Raw genomic sequence first — 21,437 nt, forward strand, 5'->3', positions numbered from 1 at the left:
AGGCATTTCATGAAAGGACGAAAGAATATTCTGATCCTCCTGGCATTTTTAGTCTTCCTGACAGGCTGCGGGAAAAAGCCCGGCCAGGGAGAGACGGCTGCGGATGGTGTATATAAGATTTATTATTTAAATTCTGCCATGACAAGGCTGGAGCCTCAGGAATATACCATGCCCCAGAAGCCGGAAAATTCCTCTCTGGAGGAAATGGACTGGAAGATCACCAGCCTGCTGGAGCAGCTTCGCACGGTTCCAAAGGATTTGGACCGCCAGGCCGCAGTGCCGGACAAGGTGGGATTTGAGAAGTATAAGCTGGAGGATACGGTTCTCTACCTTTACTTTGACAATAATTATGCCATGATGAACGGGACCAGGGAAATTTTGTGCAGGGCTTCGCTGGTCAGGACCTTAACCCAGATTAAAGGGGTGGATTATGTGGCCGTCTATACGGCGGAGCAGCCCCTTATGGATGTTCTGGGAAACCCGGTGGGCCCTATGACGAATACGGATTTTATCGACAATATCAGCAATGTGAACACCTTTGAAAAGACGGAGCTGTCCCTGTATTTTTCCGATGAAGCCGGAGAAAAGCTGGTAAAAGAGACGAGGGAAGTGGTTCACAGTGTCAATACTTCTCTGGAAAAGCTGGTCATTGAACAGCTCATTGCAGGGCCGGGAAGGCCGGGCATGAATCCTACCCTTCCTAAGGACACAAAGCTTTTGAGTGTGTCGGTCAATGAAAATATATGCTATATCAATTTTGATTCCTCATTTCTAAACAACAGTCTGGAGGTCAAGGAATACATTCCCATTTATTCCATTGTAAACTCGCTGGCAGCGGTTTCCTCCATCAACAAGGTGCAGATTACGGTCAATGGGTCTCAGGAAATGATGTTTCGGGATTCCATTTCCCTAAATCAGCTCTTTGAAAGGGACTTGGATTACAATGCGGAAAATGAGGAAGAAACAGGAGGAATAGAAGAATAAAACGCCCATTATGTCTGATAGCAGGGGGACTTGTACTTGGAGAGACTGCCGCTTTGCTGACTTTGACATCCTGGATTTTTATCCCGGCCCTTTTGGCCGCTGGGATTATTTGTTATGGTTATATGAGAGGCAGAAATACCCTTTGGGTCTTTTTGCCCCTCATTTTTTTGTACCTTGGCGCAGGCCGGGCCGGGTATGATTGCAGAAGGTGGGAGGAACGGGAAGAGGTCATAAGAGGGCTTTCCGGGAAGTATGCGGAGGCTGAGGGGAGGGTTTCTTCTTTTGAGGAGAAGGATGGGACTCTTCAGATTGTTTTGAAGGAAAACAGCGTGGAGGAGAAGGGGAGATATTACTCTGTTTCCGGGCTTATGGTGTCGGTGAAGCTGACGGAGGGGCAGGGAATGATTTATGGAGAAGGTGGGCTGAGGCTGGGGCAGACGATACGGGTGAGGGGGGAGATACAGCCATTTTCGGAAACCAGAAATCCGGGCGAGTTTGACAGCCGGAGGTATTATCAGGCGTTGGGGCTTGACGGAAAGATGTTCGGGGAGGAAATGGAGGTTTGTGATTCCAGGTACAGCCCTCTTTTTGAAGGGCTGCGATGGGGCCGGGAATGGGGGAAGGGGATTATTTACCGGTATACTTCTGAGGAAGACGGAGGGATTTTGACAGCGGCTGTTTTGGGAGATAAGAGCGGCCTTCCTGAAGAGATTAAATCTCTGTATCAGAAAAGTGGGATTGCCCATCTTCTGGCAATCAGCGGGATGCATATGTCTTTTCTGGGGCTTTCATTTTATAAGATTTTGAGAAAGGCCGGGCTTGGGTATGGAAAGGCTGGACTGGCGGGGGCTGTTCTGGTGGTATTGTATGGGATTCTGACCGGAAGCGGTTCTTCGGTAGTAAGGGCGGTTATTATGATGTGTGTGGGATTTTTGGCTTCTTATCTTGGAAGAACTTATGATCTTTTGTCTTCTGCTTCTCTGGCCCTGGTGCTTTTGGGAGTTCAGTCGCCTCTGCTTCTTACTCAGGGTGGGGTTCAACTGTCTTTTGGGGCTGTTTTTGCGATTGGAGGACTCAGTCCTGTACTGAGAAACTGGCTGGGAAGAGGTCATTTTTTGTCAGGGGCAGTTTCTACGGGAATCGCTGTCCAGGTGGTCACCATTCCTTTTACGCTGTATCATTTTTACCAGATACCTTTTTATGGACTGTTTTTAAACTTAATTCTCATTCCTCTGATGGATGCGGTGGTCTGTTCCGGGATCGGTGTGATTTTCTTTGGGAGTTTCAGTGCTGTTCTCGGTACAGGAGCGGCTGGGACAGGGCATTATATTCTTGGGTTTTATGAATGGATTTGTAAGGAGATGGAAATGCTTCCGGGATATAATTTGACCTTTGGGCGGCCGGAGTTGGGGAGAATTGGGGCTTATGGTTTGGTTTTGCTTGCGGGGGTGGTTTGTTTGAAGATGTGGGAGGAGTATCAGACGGGGAGGGAGGAAGAACGGAAGAAAGAGGGGGAAGAGGTAGGGAAGAAGGCAGGCAGGAGAAAGACGGTGGGGAATAAGGAAGATGGAAAGGTGGAAGACGAAGAAGTTAAGGAAAATAAGGTGCTTTTTTATTGCTTCAAATTGTTTTCCTTGATTGGAGTATACTGCCTCTGTATCCTGCTTTTAAAACCTGGTCCGGTAAATGGGCTGGAAGCGGTATTTCTTGATGTGGGACAAGGGGATGGAATCCTGCTTCGGACAGGGAAAACTGCGGTTTTGGTTGATGGGGGAAGCACCTCTAAGAAGTCTCTAGGAAAGTATTCCCTGGAGCCTTGTCTGAAAAGTCTGGGTGTTTCCATGATTGATTTCGCATTTATCAGCCATGGAGATCAGGACCATGTGAGTGGAGTTGCTTATCTTTTGGAAACAAGTGAGGATATAAAGATTGAAAACCTTATGCTCCCCTACCATGGAAAGGAGGATGAAGCGGTAAAGAAGCTGGAAGTTCTTGCTAAGAAAAGAGGAACCAGAGTGCAGTATGTAGCTGGAGGAGATACATTCCAGGCGGAAGAACTGCGCATTGCCTGTCTCTATCCAGGAAAAAAGGACAGTCCGGCAGATGCCAATGAGGGATCATCGGTTTTGAGAATAGATTATGGAAGATGTAAGGTGCTGTTTACAGGAGATATAGGAGAAGACAGCGAAACACAGCTTTTGGAGCGGGCAGGAGAAAAGCGGCGGCTTGAGGAAGTAAACGTACTGAAAGTAGCACACCATGGTTCCAAGTATTCTTCCGGAGAAGCATTTTTAAATACAGTAAATCCCCGCTGGGCCGTGGTTTCTTATGGAGAAGGCAATTCTTATGGTCACCCTCACAGAGAGGTTTTAGACCGTTTCAAACAGAAGGGAACAGAGGTTTTTCATACAGCAGAAGGCGGGGCAGTCATGATGTGGACCGATGGAGAGAGAATCCGGTTTTCAAGTTTCGTTGACGGAGATGGCTTATCCCGGTATAATAATTAAAAAGCAAGCATGAAAGAATTTTTGACAGAGAGGAAAAATGTGATGCAGACTCTGGCTCTTGATATAAAAAATCACAGCTATAGATCCGTCTATCTTATCTATGGAGAAGAGGCATTTTTAAAAAACAGCTATAAAAATCAGATGAAGGCCGCTATTGCAGGTGATGATACCATGAATTTCAACCAGTTTTTCGGAAAAGGGATTGATGTGAAGGAAATCATCAGTCTGGCTGATACCATGCCCTTTTTTGGGGAAAAACGCCTGATTCTGGTGGAGGACAGCGGATTTTTTAAATCAGCGGCAGAGGAACTGGTGTCTTACCTGCCCTCTATTCCTGAAACCACCTGCCTGATTTTTGTGGAGTCTGAGGTGGATAAGCGGAGTAAAATGTTTAAAAAGGTAAAGGAACTGGGTTATGCAGCGGAAATGGGCCGCCAGGATACGGCCCAGCTTGCCAGATGGGCGGGAAGCCTCCTCGCCAGGGAAGGAAAGAAGATCACTGGAAATACCATGGAATTACTCCTTCATATGACAGGTGATGATATGGAAAACATCCGGATGGAGCTGGAGAAGCTGATAAGCTTTACCTTGGGACGGGAAGTGATCACGGATAAAGATGTGGAAGCCATCTGTACTGTGCGCATTACAAATAAAATTTTTGATATGGTGACAGCCATGGTGAACCGCCAGCCCGGAGTGGCCATGGAGCTTTACGAGGACCTTCTTGCATTGAAGGAGCCGCCTATGAGAATACTGTTTCTCATTGCCAGGCAGTTTAACCAGCTTTTGCAGGTGAAGGAGCTGATGGGAAAAGGAGCGGACCGGGGGAGTATTGCGTCTAAGCTTAAGATTCCACCATTTGCTGCCGGAAAGCTGATGCCTCAGGCCAGGTCCTTTTCCAGGGAACAGATAATCGCCTGTGTCAGTCTGTGCGTTGAAACAGAAGAGGCTGTAAAAACGGGAAAGTTAAATGAGCGCATGGCAGTGGAGCTGCTGCTGACTTATCAGTATTAGGGCGGAAATAACTTCGGTGATTCAGATTCAATCGTAAAAATGGAACCTGATTTTTATCAGGTGCATATGTTAGGATATGGAAACATCTGGAAATACGGGGAGGTTAAAAAATGTCTGATAAGGCTTGTTTGACAGATTTAAAAAGAGGTGAAAAGGCAGTCATCGCTGCGTTGTCTGCCTGTAATGATATGAGAAGGCGTTTGCAGGATATAGGCCTGATTGAGGGAACTGTTGTGGAGTGTCTGGGAAAAAGTCCTTTGGGCGATCCTACGGCATTTTTGATCAGAGGAGCGGTCATTGCTCTCAGAAGTGAAGATTCAGGAAGTGTTTTGATCTCAAGGACAGGCGGTGAAAAGGAAAAACGCTGTTATAAAGAAGAAATAGCAGCGGCCTCTGTAGTGATGGAGGACCAGGTATGGGATTGAGCAGGGATTCAATGGGAATTAAATCCGTGGATTTCGGACTGGAAATCAGGAAGCGGAGAGAAGATGACAAGGTCATTGCCCTGGCCGGAAATCCCAATGTAGGGAAAAGCACGGTCTTTAACCAGCTCACTGGGATGCACCAGCATACAGGAAACTGGCCGGGGAAAACGGTAGCTAATGCCCAGGGGTGGTGCAGTGACGGCTCCCAGGGATACGTTATGGTGGATATACCGGGCTGTTACTCTCTGATGGCCCATTCCACGGAAGAAGAAGTGGCCAGGGATTTTATCTGTTTTGAGAATCCTGACGGCGTGGTGGTGGTCTGTGACGCTACCTGTCTGGAGAGGAATTTAAACCTGGTGCTGCAGATTATGGAGGCGGCTTCTAAGGTAGTGGTGTGTGTGAATTTAATGGATGAGGCCAAAAAGAAAAAGATTCACATAAATCTTGATCTTTTAAAGCAGCGCCTTGGAGTGCCTATAGCAGGAACGGCAGCCAGGAGTAAAAAGGGCCTGGACCAGATTTACAGCAGCTTAAGGCTTTGTCTGAATGGAGAGGTAAATGAAGAAGTGCCAAATACTCCTCTCATCCAATATCCTGACTATGTGGAAGAGGCAATCGCCAGGTTGTCGCCTCTGGTGGAGGAAGCAGGAAGTGGGAAGGTAAATACCCGCTGGCTGTGTGCCAGATTGCTGGAAGCCAACGAAAATCTGATGGAGGCGGTAAAAAAGTACTTAAAGCCTGTGGCAGAATCGGAAGAAGTTGCCGAAGCTTTGGAGGAGATTTACAGCCAATGGCAGTCAGAGGGCATTACCAGGGAAAAGGCCAGGGACGATATGGCCGCGGTTTTTGTAAAACAGGCGGAATGCTTGTGTAAAGACGTGGTGACATATGCAAACCAGACCTATAACCGGAAAGACAGGAGACTGGACCGTCTTTTTACCAGTAAACTTACCGGCTTTCCAATCATGTTTCTGATTTTGCTGGGCGTTTTCTGGCTCACCATTACAGGAGCCAACTATCCGTCGGGAATGCTGAGCAGCGCCCTGTTTGGACTGGAAGGAAGCCTGATCAAAATGGCGGATTCAGCAGGTGTGCCGCCCTTCCTATCAGACCTCTTAATCCGGGGAGTCTACCGGGTTCTGGCCTGGGTGGTGTCGGTTATGCTTCCCCCCATGGCTATTTTCTTTCCTCTTTTTACTCTTTTGGAAGATTTCGGATACCTTCCGAGAGTGGCCTTTAATCTGGACCGCTGTTTTAAGAGGTGTTCTGCTTGTGGAAAACAGGCGCTTACCATGTGCATGGAGTTTCTGAACTTGCAACTCTAAATTTGCCTCATGATGATATTGACCTGTTCATCGTTTACAATGACTTTATCGATGAGTATAGTGAGATAGCAGCGTTTTTCTTGGAGGTCTCCGGAAAGGAGCATCTCTGCGAAACGGTCCTTTGCGGCTTTTAAATCAGCCAGGGTAAGTAAGGCATCGTTGGCTGAGTCCATACTGTCTTGGAGTATGCTCTTTTCTTTTGTCAGTGCATTGATCTTTTCGGTAATGGTATGTATGGGGATGCTCCCAACCTGATATAGGTCTATGAGTTTTTCAATCTGTTTTTCAATTTCTTTTATTCGGTTGCTGTAATCGGGTTTGTCTGGTTCTTCATGTCTTAATTCTTCCAGTTTATTGAAGTCGAGGCCGGCTATATAGTCAATGACCATCTGGTCTAATTCTTCTGTTTTCCATTTTTTGTTTTTGCAGTCAGGGTCAAGTACATATCGTTTATCGCCTTTAGTACGGCTGTAGCATGAGTATTTCCCGTGCTCACCGTGAAACTTTGCGCCGCATTTTCCGCAGTAGACAAGGCTGGAAAGGAGGGTGCTGGCTTTGAAGGGGGAACGTTTGAAGGAATCCATGTCTTTTCTGGAGGTGCGGAATATTTCCTGTACCTCATTGAATAGATCATCCGAAATAATGGGAGTGTGATTTCCTTGGTAGATTGCATTCTTAAATTTCACTTTCCCGATGTATATCTGATTCTTAAGGACGTTCCGGATCAGGGTTTCACTCTTCCATGCTCCGTGCTTTGCGGCGTATTTTTTGCTCATGTACTTCCAGCAGTCATGGACCGTGTGGCCGTTTGCGAATCGTTGAAAAAGCTCCTTGACCTGCAGGGCTTCATAATCGTTTATGACGAGATTTCCTTCAATATAATCGTATCCGGTAGGCGCGTATCCGCCGCCGTGGAAATATCCGCTCTTTGCCCGGCCAATCCTTCCCATGGTGAAGCGTTCTGTGATCTGATCTTTTTCCAATTGGGCGAAGACAGAGAGGATGCCGATCATGGCCCGGCCAAAGGGAGTTGAGGTGTCAAAGTTCTCGTTGATGGATATAAAATCCACGCTGTTGGCAAGAAATTTGTCCTCGATCAGCATGAGGGTGTCCTTCTGGCTTCGGGACAGGCGGTCCAGTTTATAGACAATTACGGCATCCAGGCTTTTATTTTCCACATCGGAAAGGAGCTGCTGCAGAGCCGGGCGGTTTATGTTTCCACCTGAGTAGCCGCCGTCGGTATAAAATTTGACGATGGTGATATCCTTGGCTTTGCAGTATGCCTTCAGGCGGTCTGTCTGTTCTTCTATGCTATAGTTTTCCAACTGATTATCCGTTGATACACGGACATAGCAGGCACCTTTTATCATGATATCATCTCCTTGGTTTATTGTACGTTTGCGCCCTCAGGACTATGAGGCGGGTTTAAAAATGAGTACAAAAATAACGCCCCTTTTCAGGAAGCGTTGGAAATGATATAATTCCGCTGTCTATATAGTTATATTTTTCCGGAAGTCCGGCAAGAAAATATCTATGTAAAGCCGCCCCGATTGCAGCCGGGGCGGCTTTTCAATTTCATGGTTAATCTGACTGTACTTTTAGGTTAATAACATTTTGAACAAGGTGTTCTTCCATCTGCCTCTGCTTCTGACTGTGTTACATGTGAAGGATTTTTCATATTGCTGCAGTTTGGGTTCGAATGATACTTTGTACCGGTTCTCGATTTCCACACCATTTTTTCCTTGTTATTGGTGGTTGCGGTGTTCTGAGAAGTCCCCTGAGTCGGCTGTGCAGCAGTTGTTGTGCTGGCAGCGGTGGCCTTAGTTTGGACAACACCGGAAACGATCAGCGCCCCGTCTGAATTTACGGTTTTTCCATCAGGGGTGGTGGTGTTCATTAAGCAATAACCATTTTCGTTGAAATAGTAATATTCTGATACACCATCTGAGTTACCATCAATCCATTGCCAACTGTTAGCTGAATAGGTCCCATCATCATTTTGATACCACCAACCGACAGTATCCTGTTTCCACTGCCCGGCAAAAGAAACAACGCTCATTGCCAGGGACATGGCTGTGGTTAAGAGTAACAGTTTGAACTTTTTCATCTCATTACCTCCGTAATTGTTTTTTATTAAAAAGCCATTGGCTATTTAATCTCCCCTTGTTTAATAGTGATCATTGTATGTATTTGAAGGTTCGGCTCAAGCTGTAAGAAATAGTTGCCAGCCGTAACTTCTGTTCCATGAATTTGGCAATAACACTCAAGAGCGTCTTGAAGGAAACCTTCCGTCTCCCCCTGGATAATCTGCCATATCCCAGTCAGTGTGGCAAATTGCTCTGAAAGCAGAGATAATTCCAGTAAGACCTATTTGTTTATTATAGGCCCAAAGTCTGGTTATCCACTCTTATTTTCTGTTTCGTATATCTTTTAAATTTAGGATATTTCCAATGCCGGTGTGATGGTGGACAAGTTCTTCGGCAAGGCTGCAGGCCTTTTCCACTGTTGTCAAGTTTTGATGTATAGACATGTTTCCATTTATTAAGTTTTACCACAAGTGACTGAATAAAACAATAAGAAAGGAAGGGTGATACATATAAAATCAGCAGTAAAAGAAATATCTGACGTGGTAATGAACCGCTCAAGAAAGTCCTGCCGATACCAGCCCCGTTGCTTGGATCGCAGTCTGCCGTATCCGTGTAAGGATTATAAACGCAAGGGAAACAAGTACAAACCATGAAGCATAGGATTTACTGGGAGGTGGTGCATATGACAGTTACTGCGGCTAAGAAGCGAAATAATGAGATATATGCAGACCCAAGCAAGGCAGTAGTTACAATTACGGGACCAGATGGGAAGGTATATACTGATCCAAGTCAAATAAAGATCACGAGGGAAGATTTCCCGGAACTTTACAGGTTGATGGAAAACTATAAACCTAAACCGAACGAGAAAACCGGCTGAGGCCGGAACTGGTGGACAAGCTTAATCAGGTGCTTTCTGCTAACGAACTGACACCGGAAGAGGAAAAGTGTTCTTGTGGCTTAGTGGCTGGAATTGTTTCACAGTGGATAATGTCGTTTTTGTCACGGAGAAGGTAAAGAATCAGACCGTTAAAAAAGACCCGGTGGCAACAGCCACCCAGGTCGATAAATAGAAAAACCGATGCAAAGAATAACAAGGGAGGTTTAAACCTCCCTTGCATTACCGGATGATATCTAATTAGATGTAATTTTTGGTTTAGGACCTTCACCCGGAGGAGTAAAAAATGGATTAATATAATCGCTGTCTGGAGGAGTTTTCGAACGATTATCTGCATGGGTAACATTTTTATTACTGACATTATTGTCTGTAGTACCGCCCTGTTTGTTGGAAGATATATCTTTGCTATTCATGATTGATGCTCCTTTCGCTTTTTAGTAGTGTCTGTAGAACAAGAAATAATATACAAAATGTTAAGGATTCAGCAATGGAACAGGTAGAGGAATACATATTTTTGATACAGAAAAACAACCAGATTGGAAGGTGAGGTGATGGCAGTTTTTCTAACGAATAAAACAATCCGTTTCCGCCTACACTAGGATCGAGGTGATAATATGGATAAACATGATCTGGGGAAAGAACAGAAGAAACCAAACAAGTCATTTAACAGTATTACGGAAAAAGTGAAACCAGAGAACCAGAACCAAACCCACAATTCTATTCGGGAAGGAATGGGGCCAAACACGAAGAGAAAACCAAGTTGAGCATCCGGCAGGGTGCTTTTCTTTTACCCCAAAACAAACATAAGTAAGGCGGTGATGCCTGGCAAAGGCTCCGGATGAAAGAATAAAGCAGACCGCCGCTGATCAGGAGACAGAAAAGACCGCAGGAATGATGGCTGTTAAACATAAGGCCAGTACTGAAAAAATAAATGGACAAATCTCACGGAATATGCCGCAGCTCTTGGACCAGTCAGCAGACAGGCAGCCGCATAAACGGTATAAAGAAATATTGGGCAAAGCGTTTGTTTCCGAAAAGTTTCACGAATTTCAAAAAATAAAATATAATGGTAGTAATGAGTTTTGAATATTAAAGGCGCAAGTAAAGGGGATGTCGTACTATAACAAAGCTGTTAAAAACGAACCAGAGATAACAGCCCATATCAAGCAGATCGCAGCGCAATTGGGTGTGGAGGCTACAGGGCTCCAATATCGAGTTAAGTCAAAAGATTCATATCTTATAAAAATCCGAAGAAAATATGATCCATCAGGGAATCAGTATGAGGTGAAAGATATTTTGCGGTATACATACACGGATGCTCCGGAATATCTTGTAAACAAAACCTTGGACGCCCTTGATAAACATAAACAACTGGGATATAATACGATTGAGGTGAAAAACTATTGGCTGGATAAGCTAAGTCCATACAATGGCATCAATACAGTCCTAAGGGCGCCAAATGGGCAAGCCTTTGAGATACAGTATCACACCACTGAAAGCTTTAACGTGAAAAATGGTAAAATGCATGAGTTGTATGAAAAGCAACGCCTGATTAAAGATACAAGCAGCAAAGGGTATATTGATTTGGATGATGAGATGTTCGAGCTTTCAGATTCCATGGTGGTTCCGAATGGTATTGAAAGGGTGAAAGATTATGGATAATGTAAGATATCTGAAACTGACTGATTACGATAATCAGGGAACGATAATCAAACAAGAGGGTCGCAAGTTCTTTGATTATAAAAATGGGGAGTGGAGAAGACGGGGATTGTCTTTGGGATATTTTTATCCAGATGCACCAGAATTTGATTGCTATGAAGTAGTCAGTGAAGAGGAAGCTTTCAGAATAACAGGATCATAATACCATCAGTCACCAATGACCGGTGGTATTTTTACATTCAGGAATTGTGATATAGAAATGGAAAGGAGAAACGGTATGTTTCAGCGGTTAAGCAATTTCTTTGAGCTTGCCGGTGACTTCATTTTTAGAATGTTCTTGTGCAGAACTAATGCTGTAATGCTGGATTCTGTACTAATCTGTACAGAATGAATTTTCCCATCACGATTTTGTGCCATAAGCTGTCTAAACGAATCATGCACCTATGCAGCAGAAGACAGATGATCAATGGTTTTTCTTTAAACCGGAACAGATCATGACCTGGAATGTATATATATGTAACTGATAAAAACAGATCGCAATACATAGCTGTATTTCAAACTGACTAATTTAGGTTGAGCCAGCAAGGAATAATAATAAACCCTGCTGGCTTAGCTGTAATAATAAACATAGCTCTGACTCTTTAATATACAGATTCTTGGTACGTATACATTTTATCAATTTGGTATTTTGAAGAAAATGGATAGATTAGATGTGAATATTAGTTTATCAGAAGATTATGCGATGTGTACATTAACAGCTTGTAAACCACGATTTCCATTGGTTGTTTCAAAAGTAACGGACTGACCATCTTCTAAAGATTTGTAGCCCTCCATAGCAAGACCGGAAAAATGTACGAATATATCGTTGCCTTTTTCGTCGCAGATAAAACCAAAACCTTTTTGTGCATTAAACCATTTCACTGTACCTTTATTCATAAAAGATACCTCCTTAAAATTATTGCATTTTCATAAAATAAAAAATCGCATACATGTGTAAATCATCAATAGAATAATGACTTACCAATATATGCGAAATCAAAACTTTATTAAAACACCTGCTGAGTATAGCATGGAAGTACGGGCAAGTCAAGGGATATTATAAAAGTAATGTTTTTACAAATTCAAAAATACCATGTGCATGGGCTTCGGCTGCAACGCAGCCGGAATCATAGGCTGCCGCATCATCGACTCCCCAAGGGAACGCCTGATTGCCATGATTACCAATAACTTCGTGCCCTGTAATGGACGTTACCCCACCATGATCGCCATAATAGCCATGTTTTTCGTCAGCGGAGCCACCGGCCCCTTTTCCTCCGTACTGTCAGCGGCCATTCTGTCAGGTGTGATCATCCTGGGAATATTCATGACTCTTTTCATTTCCAAGCTGCTGTCAATGACCATATTAAAAGGAGTTCCTTCTTCCTTCACCTTGGAACTGCCTCCTTACCGCCGCCCACAGATCGGAAAGGTCCTCCTGCGTTCCGTGCTGGACCGCACCCTATTCGTATTGGGCCGCGCCGTAGCAGTGGCAGCCCCCGCAGGCCTGGTCATCTGGTGCATGGCGAATATCACCATAGGGGATGCCACCTTGCTGGCTCATTGCTCCGGCTTTCTGGACCCCTTTGCCAGACTCATGGGGCTTGACGGAGTCATTCTACTGGCCTTTATCCTGGGATTTCCGGCCAATGAAATCGTGGTTCCCATCATCATCATGACCTATATGGCAGAAGGAAGCCTTCGGGAAATTCACGACCTGTCCGTTTTAAAGGAGCTTCTCACCGACAACGGATGGACCTGGATCACAGCAGTCAGCACCATGCTGTTTTCCCTGATGCACTGGCCCTGTTCCACGACCTGCCTCACCATCCGAAAAGAGACCCAGAGCATGAAATGGACGGTTGTTTCCTGGCTAGTGCCCACTGTGACCGGATTTGTAGTGTGCTTTTTGTTTACAACAGTAGCAAAGGCCTTCCTTTGATGTTTAAAGCCCCCTCCTTCTGACAACAATAGTAATATATGTATCCAGCAGGAAAGGAGGAGAAAGCTTGCACAGGAGTTATCGTGTTTATTCGCTGTCGGACCGGATAAAGGCAAGAAAGATCCAGCGTGAACTGGTCAAAGTGGATGGGGTGAAGACAGTAAAGTTTTCGGAAGATTTAAAAGAAATGAACATCGAAATGGAAGCGGGGAAAATTTCAGCCGTCATGGAACGGGCGGTAAATATCTGCCACAGAATCTCTTATGGCTGTGAGTTAAGGTATAAGTTCATTTGAATCCGAAACAAAAAGAGGGAACCGGCAGAAAATCACATTTCTGTCAAGGTTCCCTCTTTTTTGTTACTTCATATATCCGCCCTTCATAGGAGAAACAGCGTGTTCAGAGAAAAGCTTTAAAACGCCGGAAGGATATTTGGCAGGCTTTGGCTGCCAGTTTTTCCTCCGCTCGGCCAGAATCGCCTCCATTTCCTTAGGAGTCTTCGGCTCCCCTGCAACTCCCACAATGGCAAGAACCCGGTTTGGGATGTCAATTTCAATAATGTCATCCAGCTCAACCAGGGCAATAGGTCCTCCTTCTGCAGCCTCCGGAGAAACGTGTCCGATGGCCGGGCCTGTAGAAGCGCCGGAAAAACGCCCGTCCGTAATCAATGCCACTGATTTTCCCAGCTCTTTGTCTGAGGAAATAGCTTCCGAAGTATAGAACATCTCAGGCATACCGCTGCCTTTCGGCCCTTCATAGCGGATAAATACCGCATCCCCCGGCTGGATTTTACGGGTCAGAACGGCATCGAGAGCCTCTTCCTCACTGTCAAAGGGACGAGCCCGTAAAGTGGCCTTAAACATTTCCCTGGGACAAGCCGTGTGCTTGATGGCTGCTCCTTCGGGAGCCAGGTTGCCTTTGAGAATAGCGATTGCGCCGTCTGTGCCGATGGCCTGATCAAATGGACGGATAATATCCTGCCATTTTAAACCAATCCTTGCGCAGTATTCGTCACACTTGTCATAAAAACCGTCTTTCTTTAAATCCTTCAGGTTCTCTCCCAGAGTCTTTCCCGTAATGGTCATCACATCCAGATGGAGAAATGCCTTGATCTCCTCCATCACCCTTGGCACGCCGCCTGCATAATAAAAATACTGTGCAGGCCATCTTCCGGCAGGTCTGATATCTAAAAGATAGTGAGCCCCGCGGTGAAGGCGGTCAAACATTTCTGCATCCAGTTCAATTCCGAATTCATGGGCAATGGTCGGGATATGGAGCAGTGAGTTGGAGGAGCCGGAAATGGCGGCATGGACCATGATGGCATTTTCAAATGACTTCATGGTGACAATGTCCCTGGGCTTTAATCCCATCTTTGCCAGACGGACCGCCTGCTGTCCAGCCTTATAAGCCACGGTCTTCAAATCCTCACACGTTGCAGGCATAAGAGCAGAGCCCGGCAGCATCAGCCCCAGAGTTTCGCCCATGACCTGCATGGTGGAAGCTGTACCCATAAAGGAACACGCTCCGCAGGAAGGACAGGCATTGTGTTTGTAATAGGTGAGCTTGTCCTCAGTGATCTCACCTCTTTGATACTGGGCGCTGTAAATGCCCACCTGCTCCAGAGTCAGCAGATCGGGGCCTGCATCCATGACGCCGCCCGTAACCAGCACGCAGGGGGTATTGACCCGTCCGATTCCCATTAAATGAGCGGGAACACCCTTGTCACAGCTTGAAACGAACACAGCCCCGTCAAAGGGAGTCGCTCCTGCGTGGATTTCAATCATGTTTGCGATCATGTCACGGGAGGCCAGGGAATAATTGATGCCGTCGTGTCCCTGTGCCATTCCGTCACAGATATCGGTGGTAAAATAGCGGGCCGGGCGGCCGCCCTCTTTGCGTGTTCCTGCACAGGCCTCATCCACCAGCCCCATCAAATGCGCGCTTCCCGGATGGCTGTCTCCAAATGTGCTTTCAATCATGATCTGAGGCTGAGCGAGCTCATCCACGGTCCACCCCATGCCCATGCGCAGCGGGTCCAGCTCCGGTGCAACTTTACGGATATCCTGACTAATCATACCTTTTCTCCTTTTCTTAAATTCATCAGATGAATTTCTGTTATTTCATTCTAAGTCATCGGTTGATTCCTTGTCAATTGATTTTGAAAAAATTTTTGAATTATCTATAGTGTATATATTGGTTGCTTTTTAAATGAGCATAATATACAATATAATCAATATATTTGAAAGGTGAGAGCTGATTTATGTATGAACCCTCAAAAAATAACCGTCTGCTGATTGATCAGACAGCAGATAACATTACCGATTATATCATCAAAAATGATCTAAAGCCCGGCGACCGCCTGCCTCCGGAACATGAGCTGGCCGAGCTGCTGGAGGTAGGGCGGAGCACCTTAAGAGAAGCCATCCGCATGCTGGCCTCCCGCAATGTTCTGGAGGTGCGCCACGGAGCAGGCAGCTTCATCTCTCAAAAGGCCGGTGTGGCAGACGACCCCTTTGGCTTTTCCTTTATCAAGGACAAGCGGAAGCTGGCCGAGGACCTGATAGAATTTCGTCTGATGATTGAGCCCCGCATTGCAGCAGCAGCGGCCTCTGCCTGCACCGAAGAAGAGAAGGCCGGTTTAAGGGCTCAGTGCGAAAAGGTGGAAGAGCTGATCCGGTCCGGAGTGTCCCACGCCGAAGAGGACAGCCGCCTCCATACCATGATTGCCATTTGCAGCCGCAACTGCGTGATACCGAAGCTTCTTCCTATTATCACTGTATCCATTGACAACCTGATTCAGATTACCCACGCCTCTTTGAGGGAGGAGACCATACGCACCCACCGGGCCATTGTGGAAGCCATCTGCGAAGGCGACAGTCTGGCCGCCTCAGATGCCATGATGCTGCATTTGATCTATAACCGGGACTGTCTGCGGACTCAGCCTTTGATTGCCTCTTTGCGGGGGGATATGGATGAAATTTAAGGGTGATTCATTGGAATCTCTAGAAAAAATCATAAAAAGAAATGGCGCAGCCTTTACGCTGCGCCATTTCTTTTACATTTATACTGTCTTATGACAGCCTGTTATGAATCGCCTTTTTAATCAATTAACGGGCATTCTTCGCAAATTCCCCGATTTTTTTATCCATGTTGGAAATATGCTGTGTGAGCCAGTTCAATACCATCTGGTTAGCATTTAAAATGACCAGCAGATTGCCGCCTGATGTCTTGTAGTCACTGCGCAGCTTATCAAGCTGTGCGATAAAGGCAGTATGAGCCTTTTTCTGCTCATCAAATCCGGGATAGCGAATGCTCTGCATGTATTTCTCTTCATCTGCAAAATGCTTTTTTGTATAGCTGTCCAGGAAATCCAGGAGATCTCCCACGTATTCCTTGGCATTGTTGTTCTTTCCTGCATCAAAAAGCTTTTCTGCATGGCTGAACCATGTTTTGTGCTGATCGTCAATCATTGTTATCCCTACGGATAAATTTGGTGTCCATGGCATAGCGATTCCTCCTAAGTATGTAAAGACTTTTTTATTATCCTTATATTATAATAAAAACAGCCATTATTCAAGCGAATTATGCAGAAACAGGAAAAAAGCGGCCAAACAATGAGCGGTTAAAATTGACGTACCCTTCCGGCAATGCTATAATTTTTATTTAGTATATAGTAAGGGAGAAAAAACATGGAGTCAGAAGGAATCCGCCTGAATAAATTTTTAAGCGAAGCCGGAGTCTGTTCCCGCAGAGAGGCGGACAGGCTTGTGGAAACGGGAAAGGTGCGTGTGGACGGCGTCTCCCCAGTGCCCGGCCAGAAGGTCCTTCCCGGCCAGAAGATCACGGTCAATGGACGGGTTGTGGAAAACGGAAAAGGGGAGAAGGATCACAAAGCCCGCCCCGTCTTTTTGGCTGTCCATAAACCCAAAGGCATCGTGTGCACCACCTCGGAAAAAGACCGCGCCCCCAATATTGTGGATATGGTGGGATACCCTGTGAGAATTTATCCCGTAGGCCGTCTGGACAAGGACTCGGAAGGGCTGATTCTCATGACGAATCAGGGCGACTTAGTGAATAAGATGATGCGCAGCGGAAATGCTCATGAAAAGGAGTATTTAGTAAAGGTAAACCGCCCGGTCACCGATGATTTCATCCGGAAAATGAGAAAGGGAGTCCTTCTCTCAGAGCTTAATGTAACCACCAATCCCTGCTTTGCTGCAAAGGCAGGAGAAAAGACATTCCGCATCATTTTGACCCAGGGCTTAAACCGCCAGATCCGCCGGATGTGCGGGGAGCTGGGATATGAGGTGAAGATGCTAAAACGAATGCGTGTCATGAACGTAGAACTTGGAGATTTAAAGCCCGGCGCTTACCGGGAACTTTCAAAGAAAGAATACCACCAGATGAAGGAAGCCTTAAAAGGCTCCACAAATCTTTCTTATAAAGAGGCCCCCTTAAGGGGGAGAGATGGGAAAAAGGAGAAGTCTGATGGACGGTAAAATAAACAGAATCAAAGAACTGATTCAGGTGCTCACAGAGGCTGGAAAGGCCTATTACCAGGAAAACCGGGAGATCATGAGCAATTATGAATACGATAAGCTCTATGATGAACTGCAGGCCCTTGAACAGGAGACAGGAATCATCCTTTCCAAAAGCCCCACCCAGAACGTGGGCTATCAGGTTGTAGGCGTGCTTCCTAAAGAGGCCCATGAAAGCCCCATGCTGTCTCTCGATAAAACCAAAAGCCCGGAAAGCCTGGAGGAATGGCTGGGAGATCAGCCCGGAATCCTTTCCTGGAAGCTGGACGGTTTGACGGTGGTTCTGGTCTACAACCACGGAACCCTTCAAAAGGCTGTAACAAGGGGAAACGGAGAGATCGGCGAGGTCATCACAAACAACGCCAGGGTATTTTCCAATATTCCCGTCAATATATCCCACCGGGGAGAACTGGTTCTCAGGGGAGAAGCGGTGATCAAGTATTCCGAATTTAACCGCATCAATGAGGAAATCGAAGATGTGGCCGCCAGATATAAAAACCCCAGAAATTTATGCAGCGGCTCAGTCAGACAGTTAAACAACCAGATCACAGCCAGCCGGAATGTGAACTTCAATGCCTTCGGCCTGGTAACGGCAGAAGGAGTGGATTTTGAAAATTCCCGGAGAAGTCAGCTTCAGTGGCTGAAAAACCAGGGCTTTGATGTGGTGGATTATAAAATGGTAACAAAGGACACCCTGCGGGAAGCTGTAGAGGAATTTGCCAAAGAGGCCCCAGGATATGATTTCCCTTCCGACGGCCTGGTTCTCATGTTTGATGACATCGCTTACGGAGAATCTCTCGGCAGAACGGCCAAATTTCCCAGAAACGCCATCGCCTTTAAATGGGCCGATGAAATCAGGGAAACAAAACTGAATTACATTGAGTGGAGCGCTTCCAGAACCGGCCTCATCAATCCGGTAGCCATCTTTGACCCGGTGGAGCTGGAAGGAACCACGGTGAGCCGGGCCAGCGTCCATAACTTAAGCATCATGGAGGCCCTGGAGCTGGGAGAAGGAGATCAGATCACAGTTTACAAGGCCAATATGATCATCCCCCAGATCGCCGATAATCTGACCAGAAGCAATACGGTCCATGTGCCGGAACAGTGTCCCGTATGCCAGGGAAAGACGGAAATCCGCAAGGCAGGGGAGGTAAAAAGCCTCTACTGCACCAATCCCGACTGCCAGGCCAAACGGATCAAAAGCTTTTCCCTCTTTGTCAGCCGTGATGCCTTAAACATTGACGGTCTGTCAGAAGCTACTTTAGAAAAATTCATAGGCGCCGGATTCATCCGGGAGTTTAAAGATATCTTTCATTTGAGGGATTACGAGGAAGCCATTACCACCATGGAAGGCTTTGGAAGAAAGTCCTTTGACAACCTCATTGCAGCCATTGAAAAATCTTCCCACACCACCCTGCCCAGAGTGGTCTACGGCCTGGGTATCGCCGGAATCGGTGTGGCAAATGCCAAAATGCTGTGCAGGGAATTCAAATACGATTTCGAGAGAATGCGCCGGGCAGAGGAAGAAGACCTTATGGCCGTAAACGGCATCGGAAAGGTGCTGGCCGAAGGCTGGATCAATTATTTCAAAGAAGATAAAAACAATGAAGCCGTGGACCGCCTTTTGTCGGAACTCACCTTAAAGCAGGAAGCAGCCGCAGAGGGAGCCGGGAAATTTGACAACATGGTATTTGTCATCACCGGCTCTGTGGAGCGTTTCGCCAACCGGAAGGAGCTTCAGGAGGTGATCGAGGCCCAAGGAGGCAAGGTGACCGGTTCCGTGACTTCTAAAACCACTTACCTGATCAACAACGATACCATGTCAGCTTCTTCAAAAAATAAAAAGGCCAAGGAACTGGAAGTGCCCATTATTTCAGAAGAAGATTTCATGAGAATGCTGGAGGAGTAAAATATGCCGATTAAAGTACAAAAAGAATTGCCCGCAAAAGCCATACTGGAGAGGGAAAATATCTTTATGATGGACGAAGACCGGGCGATGAGCCAGGATATTCGTCCTCTGGAAATTCTGATCGTCAACTTAATGCCTGTAAAAGAAGAGGCGGAAACCCAGCTTCTCAGAGCCCTTTCCAACACTCCCCTGCAGGTGGACTGTACCTTCCTCATGCTGGAGAGCCATACTTCAAAAAACACATCTGCCAGCCATTTAAACAAGTTTTACGTCTATTTTGACGAGGTGAAGAAAAAGAAGTTTGACGGCATGATCATCACCGGAGCGCCGGTGGAGCACATGGAATTTGAAGAAGTGAATTACTGGGAAGAGTTAAAAAAGATCATGGAGTGGAGCAAAACGTATGTGACCAGCACTTTTCACATCTGCTGGGGAGCCCAGGCCGGTCTTTACTACCACTATCAGGTGCCGAAATACAAGCGCAAAGATAAGCTGTCCGGCGTTTACTGCCACAAGGTATTAGACAGAAAAGTGCCCCTCGTGCGCAGCCTGGATGACTACGTGATGGCCCCTCATTCCCGTTATACCGAGGTTCGCAGAGAAGACATTGAAAAGCATCCGCAGCTGAAGATTCTGGCAGAATCCAAGGAAGCCGGAATCCTTCTCGTCATGAGCCTTGACGGAAAGCACATCTTCATCCAGGGCCATCCGGAATATGACCGCATGACCTTAAACGGAGAATACCACAGGGATCTGGATAAAGGCCTGAATCCGGATATCCCCTGCAACTACTACGAAAACGACAACCCGGATACCCTTCCAGTGCTGAACTGGAGAAACGGGGCCAATACCTTATACGGCAACTGGCTGAATTTCTACGTATACCAGATGACTCCTTACATTCTGGACGAAAACGGCGAAAAGATCTGATCACTTTGACGGAGGGAGTTTTTGATGCATTCTGATAAAAGTCCCGTAACCATCCGGGATAAAGCTGACAGGAACACCGGTTACTGGTGTCTTAAACTGATTTCCGTATGCTATATAACAATTGTGATCAATCTGCTGGTGCTGATTGTGATCTGGTATCTTTTTTCATTCAATACAGAAGGCCATGATCTGGCCGGATATTGGATGCGCTATATCATACTGCCTTCCTCTGCCATGCTGATTGCCAATATTGCAGCGGATGTGCTTGTCCGCGCAGACTGGGTTTCACTGACCGCAAAAAAATATATCTCGATTTTCCTTATGCTGGTCTTTTGCACCCTGCTTTGCATGCAGCACACCATCGTTGCAGTTTTGCTGACCTCTTTTATCGTGCCGGTCATGCTTTCCACATTATATGCAAATATAAAGATCACAAGACGGACCCATTTGCTGGCACAGGTCCTTCTCATCCTGAGCAGCTTGCGGATGCACGCTTCCGCAAGCCGCGATTTCGGTCCATGGATTTGGATGGAAATGCTCACCGCCTCCGGACTGCTGCTGGCCTCCTATTTTCTGGCTGAGGTTCTCATCATCTACGGAAGGGATACCATATCCAACCTTCACACCATGGAAAAGGATAAAATGGAATTGGAGGAGGAGTTGAAGCTGGACCCCCTCACCGGCCTGTACAACCGCAAGGCCTATGATGAATACCTTCCCAGAATCATGGAAGAATGCCGGCTGGCCAATAAGAACTTATCCATGGCAGTGCTGGACATCGATGATTTCAAGCAGGTAAATGATGTCTATGGCCATGCTGCCGGAGACCGTGTGCTCCTTCAGTTTTCTGAAATATTAAAAAGGCTTGTGCATGAGAGAATCGATGCATTCCGGGTGGGAGGAGAGGAGTTTGTCCTTTTGTTCAAGGGGTATTCTGTTCACGAGGCTGTCAAGGTATGCGAGAGCGTTCTGATCATCATGAAGGAAGTGAGGATGTCTGAACTGGATGGCAGGGTCATAACCTTCAGCGGCGGTGTCGCAGATATGGCCTCTGGAAAGACAGACCCCCTGGAGCTTTTCCGGGCGGCTGACGCTGCCTTATATGCGGCTAAGCAAAGCGGTAAAAACAAAATAGCAGTACAAAAGGATTCTAAGATATAGCTGATTTTTAAAACACCTCATTC

The 21,437-nt window shown here is 46.3% G+C and carries 21 protein-coding genes and 2 pseudogenes; 16 read left to right on the forward strand and 7 right to left on the reverse strand.

Annotated features, from left to right (window positions below; genetic code table 11):
• Positions 1 to 9: 9 nt before the first annotated feature.
• From QM657_RS10750 to QM657_RS10770, 5 genes are all read left to right on the forward strand, one after another.
• On the forward strand, positions 10 to 984 hold the full coding sequence (locus QM657_RS10750; RefSeq protein ID WP_415066646.1) for a GerMN domain-containing protein: 975 nt from the start codon (positions 10 to 12) through the stop codon (positions 982 to 984).
• 62 nt (positions 985 to 1,046) lie between these two features.
• Complete coding sequence (locus QM657_RS10755) at positions 1,047 to 3,491, forward strand: ComEC/Rec2 family competence protein (RefSeq protein WP_415066710.1); 2,445 nt, start codon at positions 1,047 to 1,049, stop codon at positions 3,489 to 3,491.
• A 42-nt stretch (positions 3,492 to 3,533) separates the two neighbouring features.
• Complete coding sequence (gene holA, locus QM657_RS10760) at positions 3,534 to 4,505, forward strand: DNA polymerase III subunit delta (RefSeq protein ID WP_415066711.1); 972 nt, start codon at positions 3,534 to 3,536, stop codon at positions 4,503 to 4,505.
• A 110-nt stretch (positions 4,506 to 4,615) separates the two neighbouring features.
• Positions 4,616 to 4,930 carry a FeoA family protein gene (locus QM657_RS10765; RefSeq protein WP_415066647.1) on the forward strand — a complete coding sequence of 105 codons (315 nt, stop codon included), beginning with the start codon at positions 4,616 to 4,618 and terminating at the stop codon, positions 4,928 to 4,930.
• Positions 4,921 to 6,258, forward strand: coding sequence for a FeoB small GTPase domain-containing protein (locus QM657_RS10770; protein ID WP_415066648.1), 1,338 nt, complete (start codon positions 4,921 to 4,923; stop codon positions 6,256 to 6,258). The genes QM657_RS10765 and QM657_RS10770 overlap by 10 nt, the downstream gene beginning before the upstream one ends.
• Here QM657_RS10770 and QM657_RS10775 read toward each other — a convergent pair.
• On the reverse strand, positions 6,255 to 7,628 hold the full coding sequence (locus tag QM657_RS10775) for a recombinase family protein (RefSeq protein ID WP_415066649.1): 1,374 nt from the start codon (positions 7,626 to 7,628) through the stop codon (positions 6,255 to 6,257). The genes QM657_RS10770 and QM657_RS10775 overlap by 4 nt on opposite strands.
• A 233-nt stretch (positions 7,629 to 7,861) precedes the next feature.
• Positions 7,862 to 8,365, reverse strand: a complete 504-nt coding sequence (locus tag QM657_RS10780) for a hypothetical protein (protein WP_415066650.1) — start codon at positions 8,363 to 8,365, stop codon at positions 7,862 to 7,864.
• A 662-nt stretch (positions 8,366 to 9,027) separates the two neighbouring features.
• Here QM657_RS10780 and QM657_RS10785 point away from each other — a divergent pair.
• Positions 9,028 to 9,222 carry a hypothetical protein gene (locus tag QM657_RS10785; RefSeq protein ID WP_415066651.1) on the forward strand — a complete coding sequence of 65 codons (195 nt, stop codon included), beginning with the start codon at positions 9,028 to 9,030 and terminating at the stop codon, positions 9,220 to 9,222.
• Between the two features lie 254 nt (positions 9,223 to 9,476).
• Here the strand turns inward: QM657_RS10785 and QM657_RS10790 are convergent, their stop codons facing one another.
• On the reverse strand, positions 9,477 to 9,653 hold the full coding sequence (locus tag QM657_RS10790; RefSeq protein WP_415066652.1) for a hypothetical protein: 177 nt from the start codon (positions 9,651 to 9,653) through the stop codon (positions 9,477 to 9,479).
• A gap of 478 nt (positions 9,654 to 10,131) precedes the next feature.
• Between QM657_RS10790 and QM657_RS10795 the strand changes: the two genes are divergently transcribed.
• Genes QM657_RS10795 through QM657_RS10805 form a run of 3 tightly spaced genes read left to right on the forward strand, consistent with a single transcriptional unit; the run spans position 10,132 to position 11,101 of the window.
• Entirely contained in the window at positions 10,132 to 10,326 is a 195-nt protein-coding gene (locus QM657_RS10795; RefSeq protein WP_415066653.1) for a hypothetical protein, read from the forward strand.
• 24 nt (positions 10,327 to 10,350) lie between these two features.
• Entirely contained in the window at positions 10,351 to 10,902 is a 552-nt protein-coding gene (locus tag QM657_RS10800) for a hypothetical protein (RefSeq protein ID WP_415066654.1), read from the forward strand.
• Positions 10,895 to 11,101, forward strand: coding sequence for a hypothetical protein (locus QM657_RS10805; RefSeq protein WP_415066655.1), 207 nt, complete (start codon positions 10,895 to 10,897; stop codon positions 11,099 to 11,101). The genes QM657_RS10800 and QM657_RS10805 overlap by 8 nt, the downstream gene beginning before the upstream one ends.
• A 90-nt stretch (positions 11,102 to 11,191) precedes the next feature.
• On the opposite strand, the pseudogene QM657_RS10810 reads toward QM657_RS10805, so the two are convergent.
• Together QM657_RS10810 and QM657_RS10815 are read right to left on the reverse strand one after the other, a co-directional pair.
• Positions 11,192 to 11,340 (reverse strand): annotated as a pseudogene (locus QM657_RS10810) (conjugal transfer protein); the annotation flags it as partial.
• Between the two features lie 294 nt (positions 11,341 to 11,634).
• Complete coding sequence (locus QM657_RS10815; protein WP_415066656.1) at positions 11,635 to 11,835, reverse strand: cold-shock protein; 201 nt, start codon at positions 11,833 to 11,835, stop codon at positions 11,635 to 11,637.
• A 193-nt stretch (positions 11,836 to 12,028) separates the two neighbouring features.
• Here QM657_RS10815 and QM657_RS10820 point away from each other — a divergent pair.
• Together QM657_RS10820 and QM657_RS10825 are read left to right on the forward strand one after the other, a co-directional pair.
• A pseudogene (locus tag QM657_RS10820) lies at positions 12,029 to 12,877 on the forward strand (nucleoside recognition domain-containing protein); the annotation flags it as partial.
• Positions 12,878 to 12,944: 67 nt separating this feature from the next.
• Positions 12,945 to 13,172, forward strand: coding sequence for a hypothetical protein (locus tag QM657_RS10825; RefSeq protein WP_415066657.1), 228 nt, complete (start codon positions 12,945 to 12,947; stop codon positions 13,170 to 13,172).
• Positions 13,173 to 13,235: 63 nt separating this feature from the next.
• On the opposite strand, the gene ilvD is transcribed toward QM657_RS10825, so the two are convergent.
• Positions 13,236 to 14,951 (reverse strand): dihydroxy-acid dehydratase, encoded by a 1,716-nt coding sequence (gene ilvD, locus QM657_RS10830; RefSeq protein ID WP_415066658.1) that lies wholly within the window; start codon positions 14,949 to 14,951, stop codon positions 13,236 to 13,238.
• 185 nt (positions 14,952 to 15,136) lie between these two features.
• Here ilvD and QM657_RS10835 point away from each other — a divergent pair, with 185 nt between their 5' ends.
• On the forward strand, positions 15,137 to 15,859 hold the full coding sequence (locus tag QM657_RS10835) for a FadR/GntR family transcriptional regulator (RefSeq protein ID WP_415066659.1): 723 nt from the start codon (positions 15,137 to 15,139) through the stop codon (positions 15,857 to 15,859).
• 124 nt (positions 15,860 to 15,983) lie between these two features.
• Here QM657_RS10835 and QM657_RS10840 read toward each other — a convergent pair whose 3' ends face one another.
• Entirely contained in the window at positions 15,984 to 16,382 is a 399-nt protein-coding gene (locus tag QM657_RS10840) for a bacteriohemerythrin (RefSeq protein WP_415066660.1), read from the reverse strand.
• 183 nt (positions 16,383 to 16,565) lie between these two features.
• Here QM657_RS10840 and QM657_RS10845 point away from each other — a divergent pair, with 183 nt between their 5' ends.
• Genes QM657_RS10845 through QM657_RS10860 form a run of 4 tightly spaced genes read left to right on the forward strand, consistent with a single transcriptional unit; the run spans position 16,566 to position 21,414 of the window.
• On the forward strand, positions 16,566 to 17,375 hold the full coding sequence (locus QM657_RS10845) for a pseudouridine synthase (protein ID WP_415066661.1): 810 nt from the start codon (positions 16,566 to 16,568) through the stop codon (positions 17,373 to 17,375).
• Complete coding sequence (gene ligA, locus QM657_RS10850) at positions 17,365 to 19,323, forward strand: NAD-dependent DNA ligase LigA (protein ID WP_415066662.1); 1,959 nt, start codon at positions 17,365 to 17,367, stop codon at positions 19,321 to 19,323. The genes QM657_RS10845 and ligA overlap by 11 nt, the downstream gene beginning before the upstream one ends.
• A 3-nt stretch (positions 19,324 to 19,326) precedes the next feature.
• On the forward strand, positions 19,327 to 20,253 hold the full coding sequence (gene metA, locus QM657_RS10855) for a homoserine O-acetyltransferase MetA (RefSeq protein WP_415066664.1): 927 nt from the start codon (positions 19,327 to 19,329) through the stop codon (positions 20,251 to 20,253).
• A gap of 24 nt (positions 20,254 to 20,277) precedes the next feature.
• The gene (locus tag QM657_RS10860) at positions 20,278 to 21,414 is read left to right on the forward strand and encodes a diguanylate cyclase (protein ID WP_415066665.1); all 1,137 of its coding nucleotides are present in this window, start codon (positions 20,278 to 20,280) and stop codon (positions 21,412 to 21,414) included.
• The last annotated feature ends 23 nt before the right edge of the window (positions 21,415 to 21,437 follow it).

The sequence above is a fragment of the Lacrimispora sp. genome (genome assembly GCF_047605665.1).
Lineage (GTDB): Bacteria > Bacillota > Clostridia > Lachnospirales > Lachnospiraceae > Lacrimispora.

What these genes read in the sequence shown, in the direction of transcription:
- QM657_RS10770 (WP_415066648.1), top strand. Translation starts at nt 4,921, where the DNA reads ATGGGATTGAGCAGGGATTCAATGGGAATTAAATCCGTGGATTTCGGA.
- QM657_RS10780 (WP_415066650.1), bottom strand. Translation starts at nt 8,365, where the DNA reads ATGAAAAAGTTCAAACTGTTACTCTTAACCACAGCCATGTCCCTGGCA.
- QM657_RS10750 (WP_415066646.1), top strand. Translation starts at nt 10, where the DNA reads ATGAAAGGACGAAAGAATATTCTGATCCTCCTGGCATTTTTAGTCTTC.
- ligA (WP_415066662.1), top strand. Translation starts at nt 17,365, where the DNA reads ATGGACGGTAAAATAAACAGAATCAAAGAACTGATTCAGGTGCTCACA.
- QM657_RS10795 (WP_415066653.1), top strand. Translation starts at nt 10,132, where the DNA reads ATGATGGCTGTTAAACATAAGGCCAGTACTGAAAAAATAAATGGACAA.
- QM657_RS10765 (WP_415066647.1), top strand. Translation starts at nt 4,616, where the DNA reads ATGTCTGATAAGGCTTGTTTGACAGATTTAAAAAGAGGTGAAAAGGCA.
- QM657_RS10800 (WP_415066654.1), top strand. Translation starts at nt 10,351, where the DNA reads ATGTCGTACTATAACAAAGCTGTTAAAAACGAACCAGAGATAACAGCC.
- QM657_RS10785 (WP_415066651.1), top strand. Translation starts at nt 9,028, where the DNA reads ATGACAGTTACTGCGGCTAAGAAGCGAAATAATGAGATATATGCAGAC.
- ilvD (WP_415066658.1), bottom strand. Translation starts at nt 14,951, where the DNA reads ATGATTAGTCAGGATATCCGTAAAGTTGCACCGGAGCTGGACCCGCTG.
- holA (WP_415066711.1), top strand. Translation starts at nt 3,534, where the DNA reads ATGCAGACTCTGGCTCTTGATATAAAAAATCACAGCTATAGATCCGTC.
- QM657_RS10815 (WP_415066656.1), bottom strand. Translation starts at nt 11,835, where the DNA reads ATGAATAAAGGTACAGTGAAATGGTTTAATGCACAAAAAGGTTTTGGT.
- QM657_RS10775 (WP_415066649.1), bottom strand. Translation starts at nt 7,628, where the DNA reads ATGATAAAAGGTGCCTGCTATGTCCGTGTATCAACGGATAATCAGTTG.
- QM657_RS10790 (WP_415066652.1), bottom strand. Translation starts at nt 9,653, where the DNA reads ATGAATAGCAAAGATATATCTTCCAACAAACAGGGCGGTACTACAGAC.
- QM657_RS10860 (WP_415066665.1), top strand. Translation starts at nt 20,278, where the DNA reads ATGCATTCTGATAAAAGTCCCGTAACCATCCGGGATAAAGCTGACAGG.
- metA (WP_415066664.1), top strand. Translation starts at nt 19,327, where the DNA reads ATGCCGATTAAAGTACAAAAAGAATTGCCCGCAAAAGCCATACTGGAG.
- QM657_RS10835 (WP_415066659.1), top strand. Translation starts at nt 15,137, where the DNA reads ATGTATGAACCCTCAAAAAATAACCGTCTGCTGATTGATCAGACAGCA.
- QM657_RS10805 (WP_415066655.1), top strand. Translation starts at nt 10,895, where the DNA reads ATGGATAATGTAAGATATCTGAAACTGACTGATTACGATAATCAGGGA.
- QM657_RS10840 (WP_415066660.1), bottom strand. Translation starts at nt 16,382, where the DNA reads ATGCCATGGACACCAAATTTATCCGTAGGGATAACAATGATTGACGAT.
- QM657_RS10845 (WP_415066661.1), top strand. Translation starts at nt 16,566, where the DNA reads ATGGAGTCAGAAGGAATCCGCCTGAATAAATTTTTAAGCGAAGCCGGA.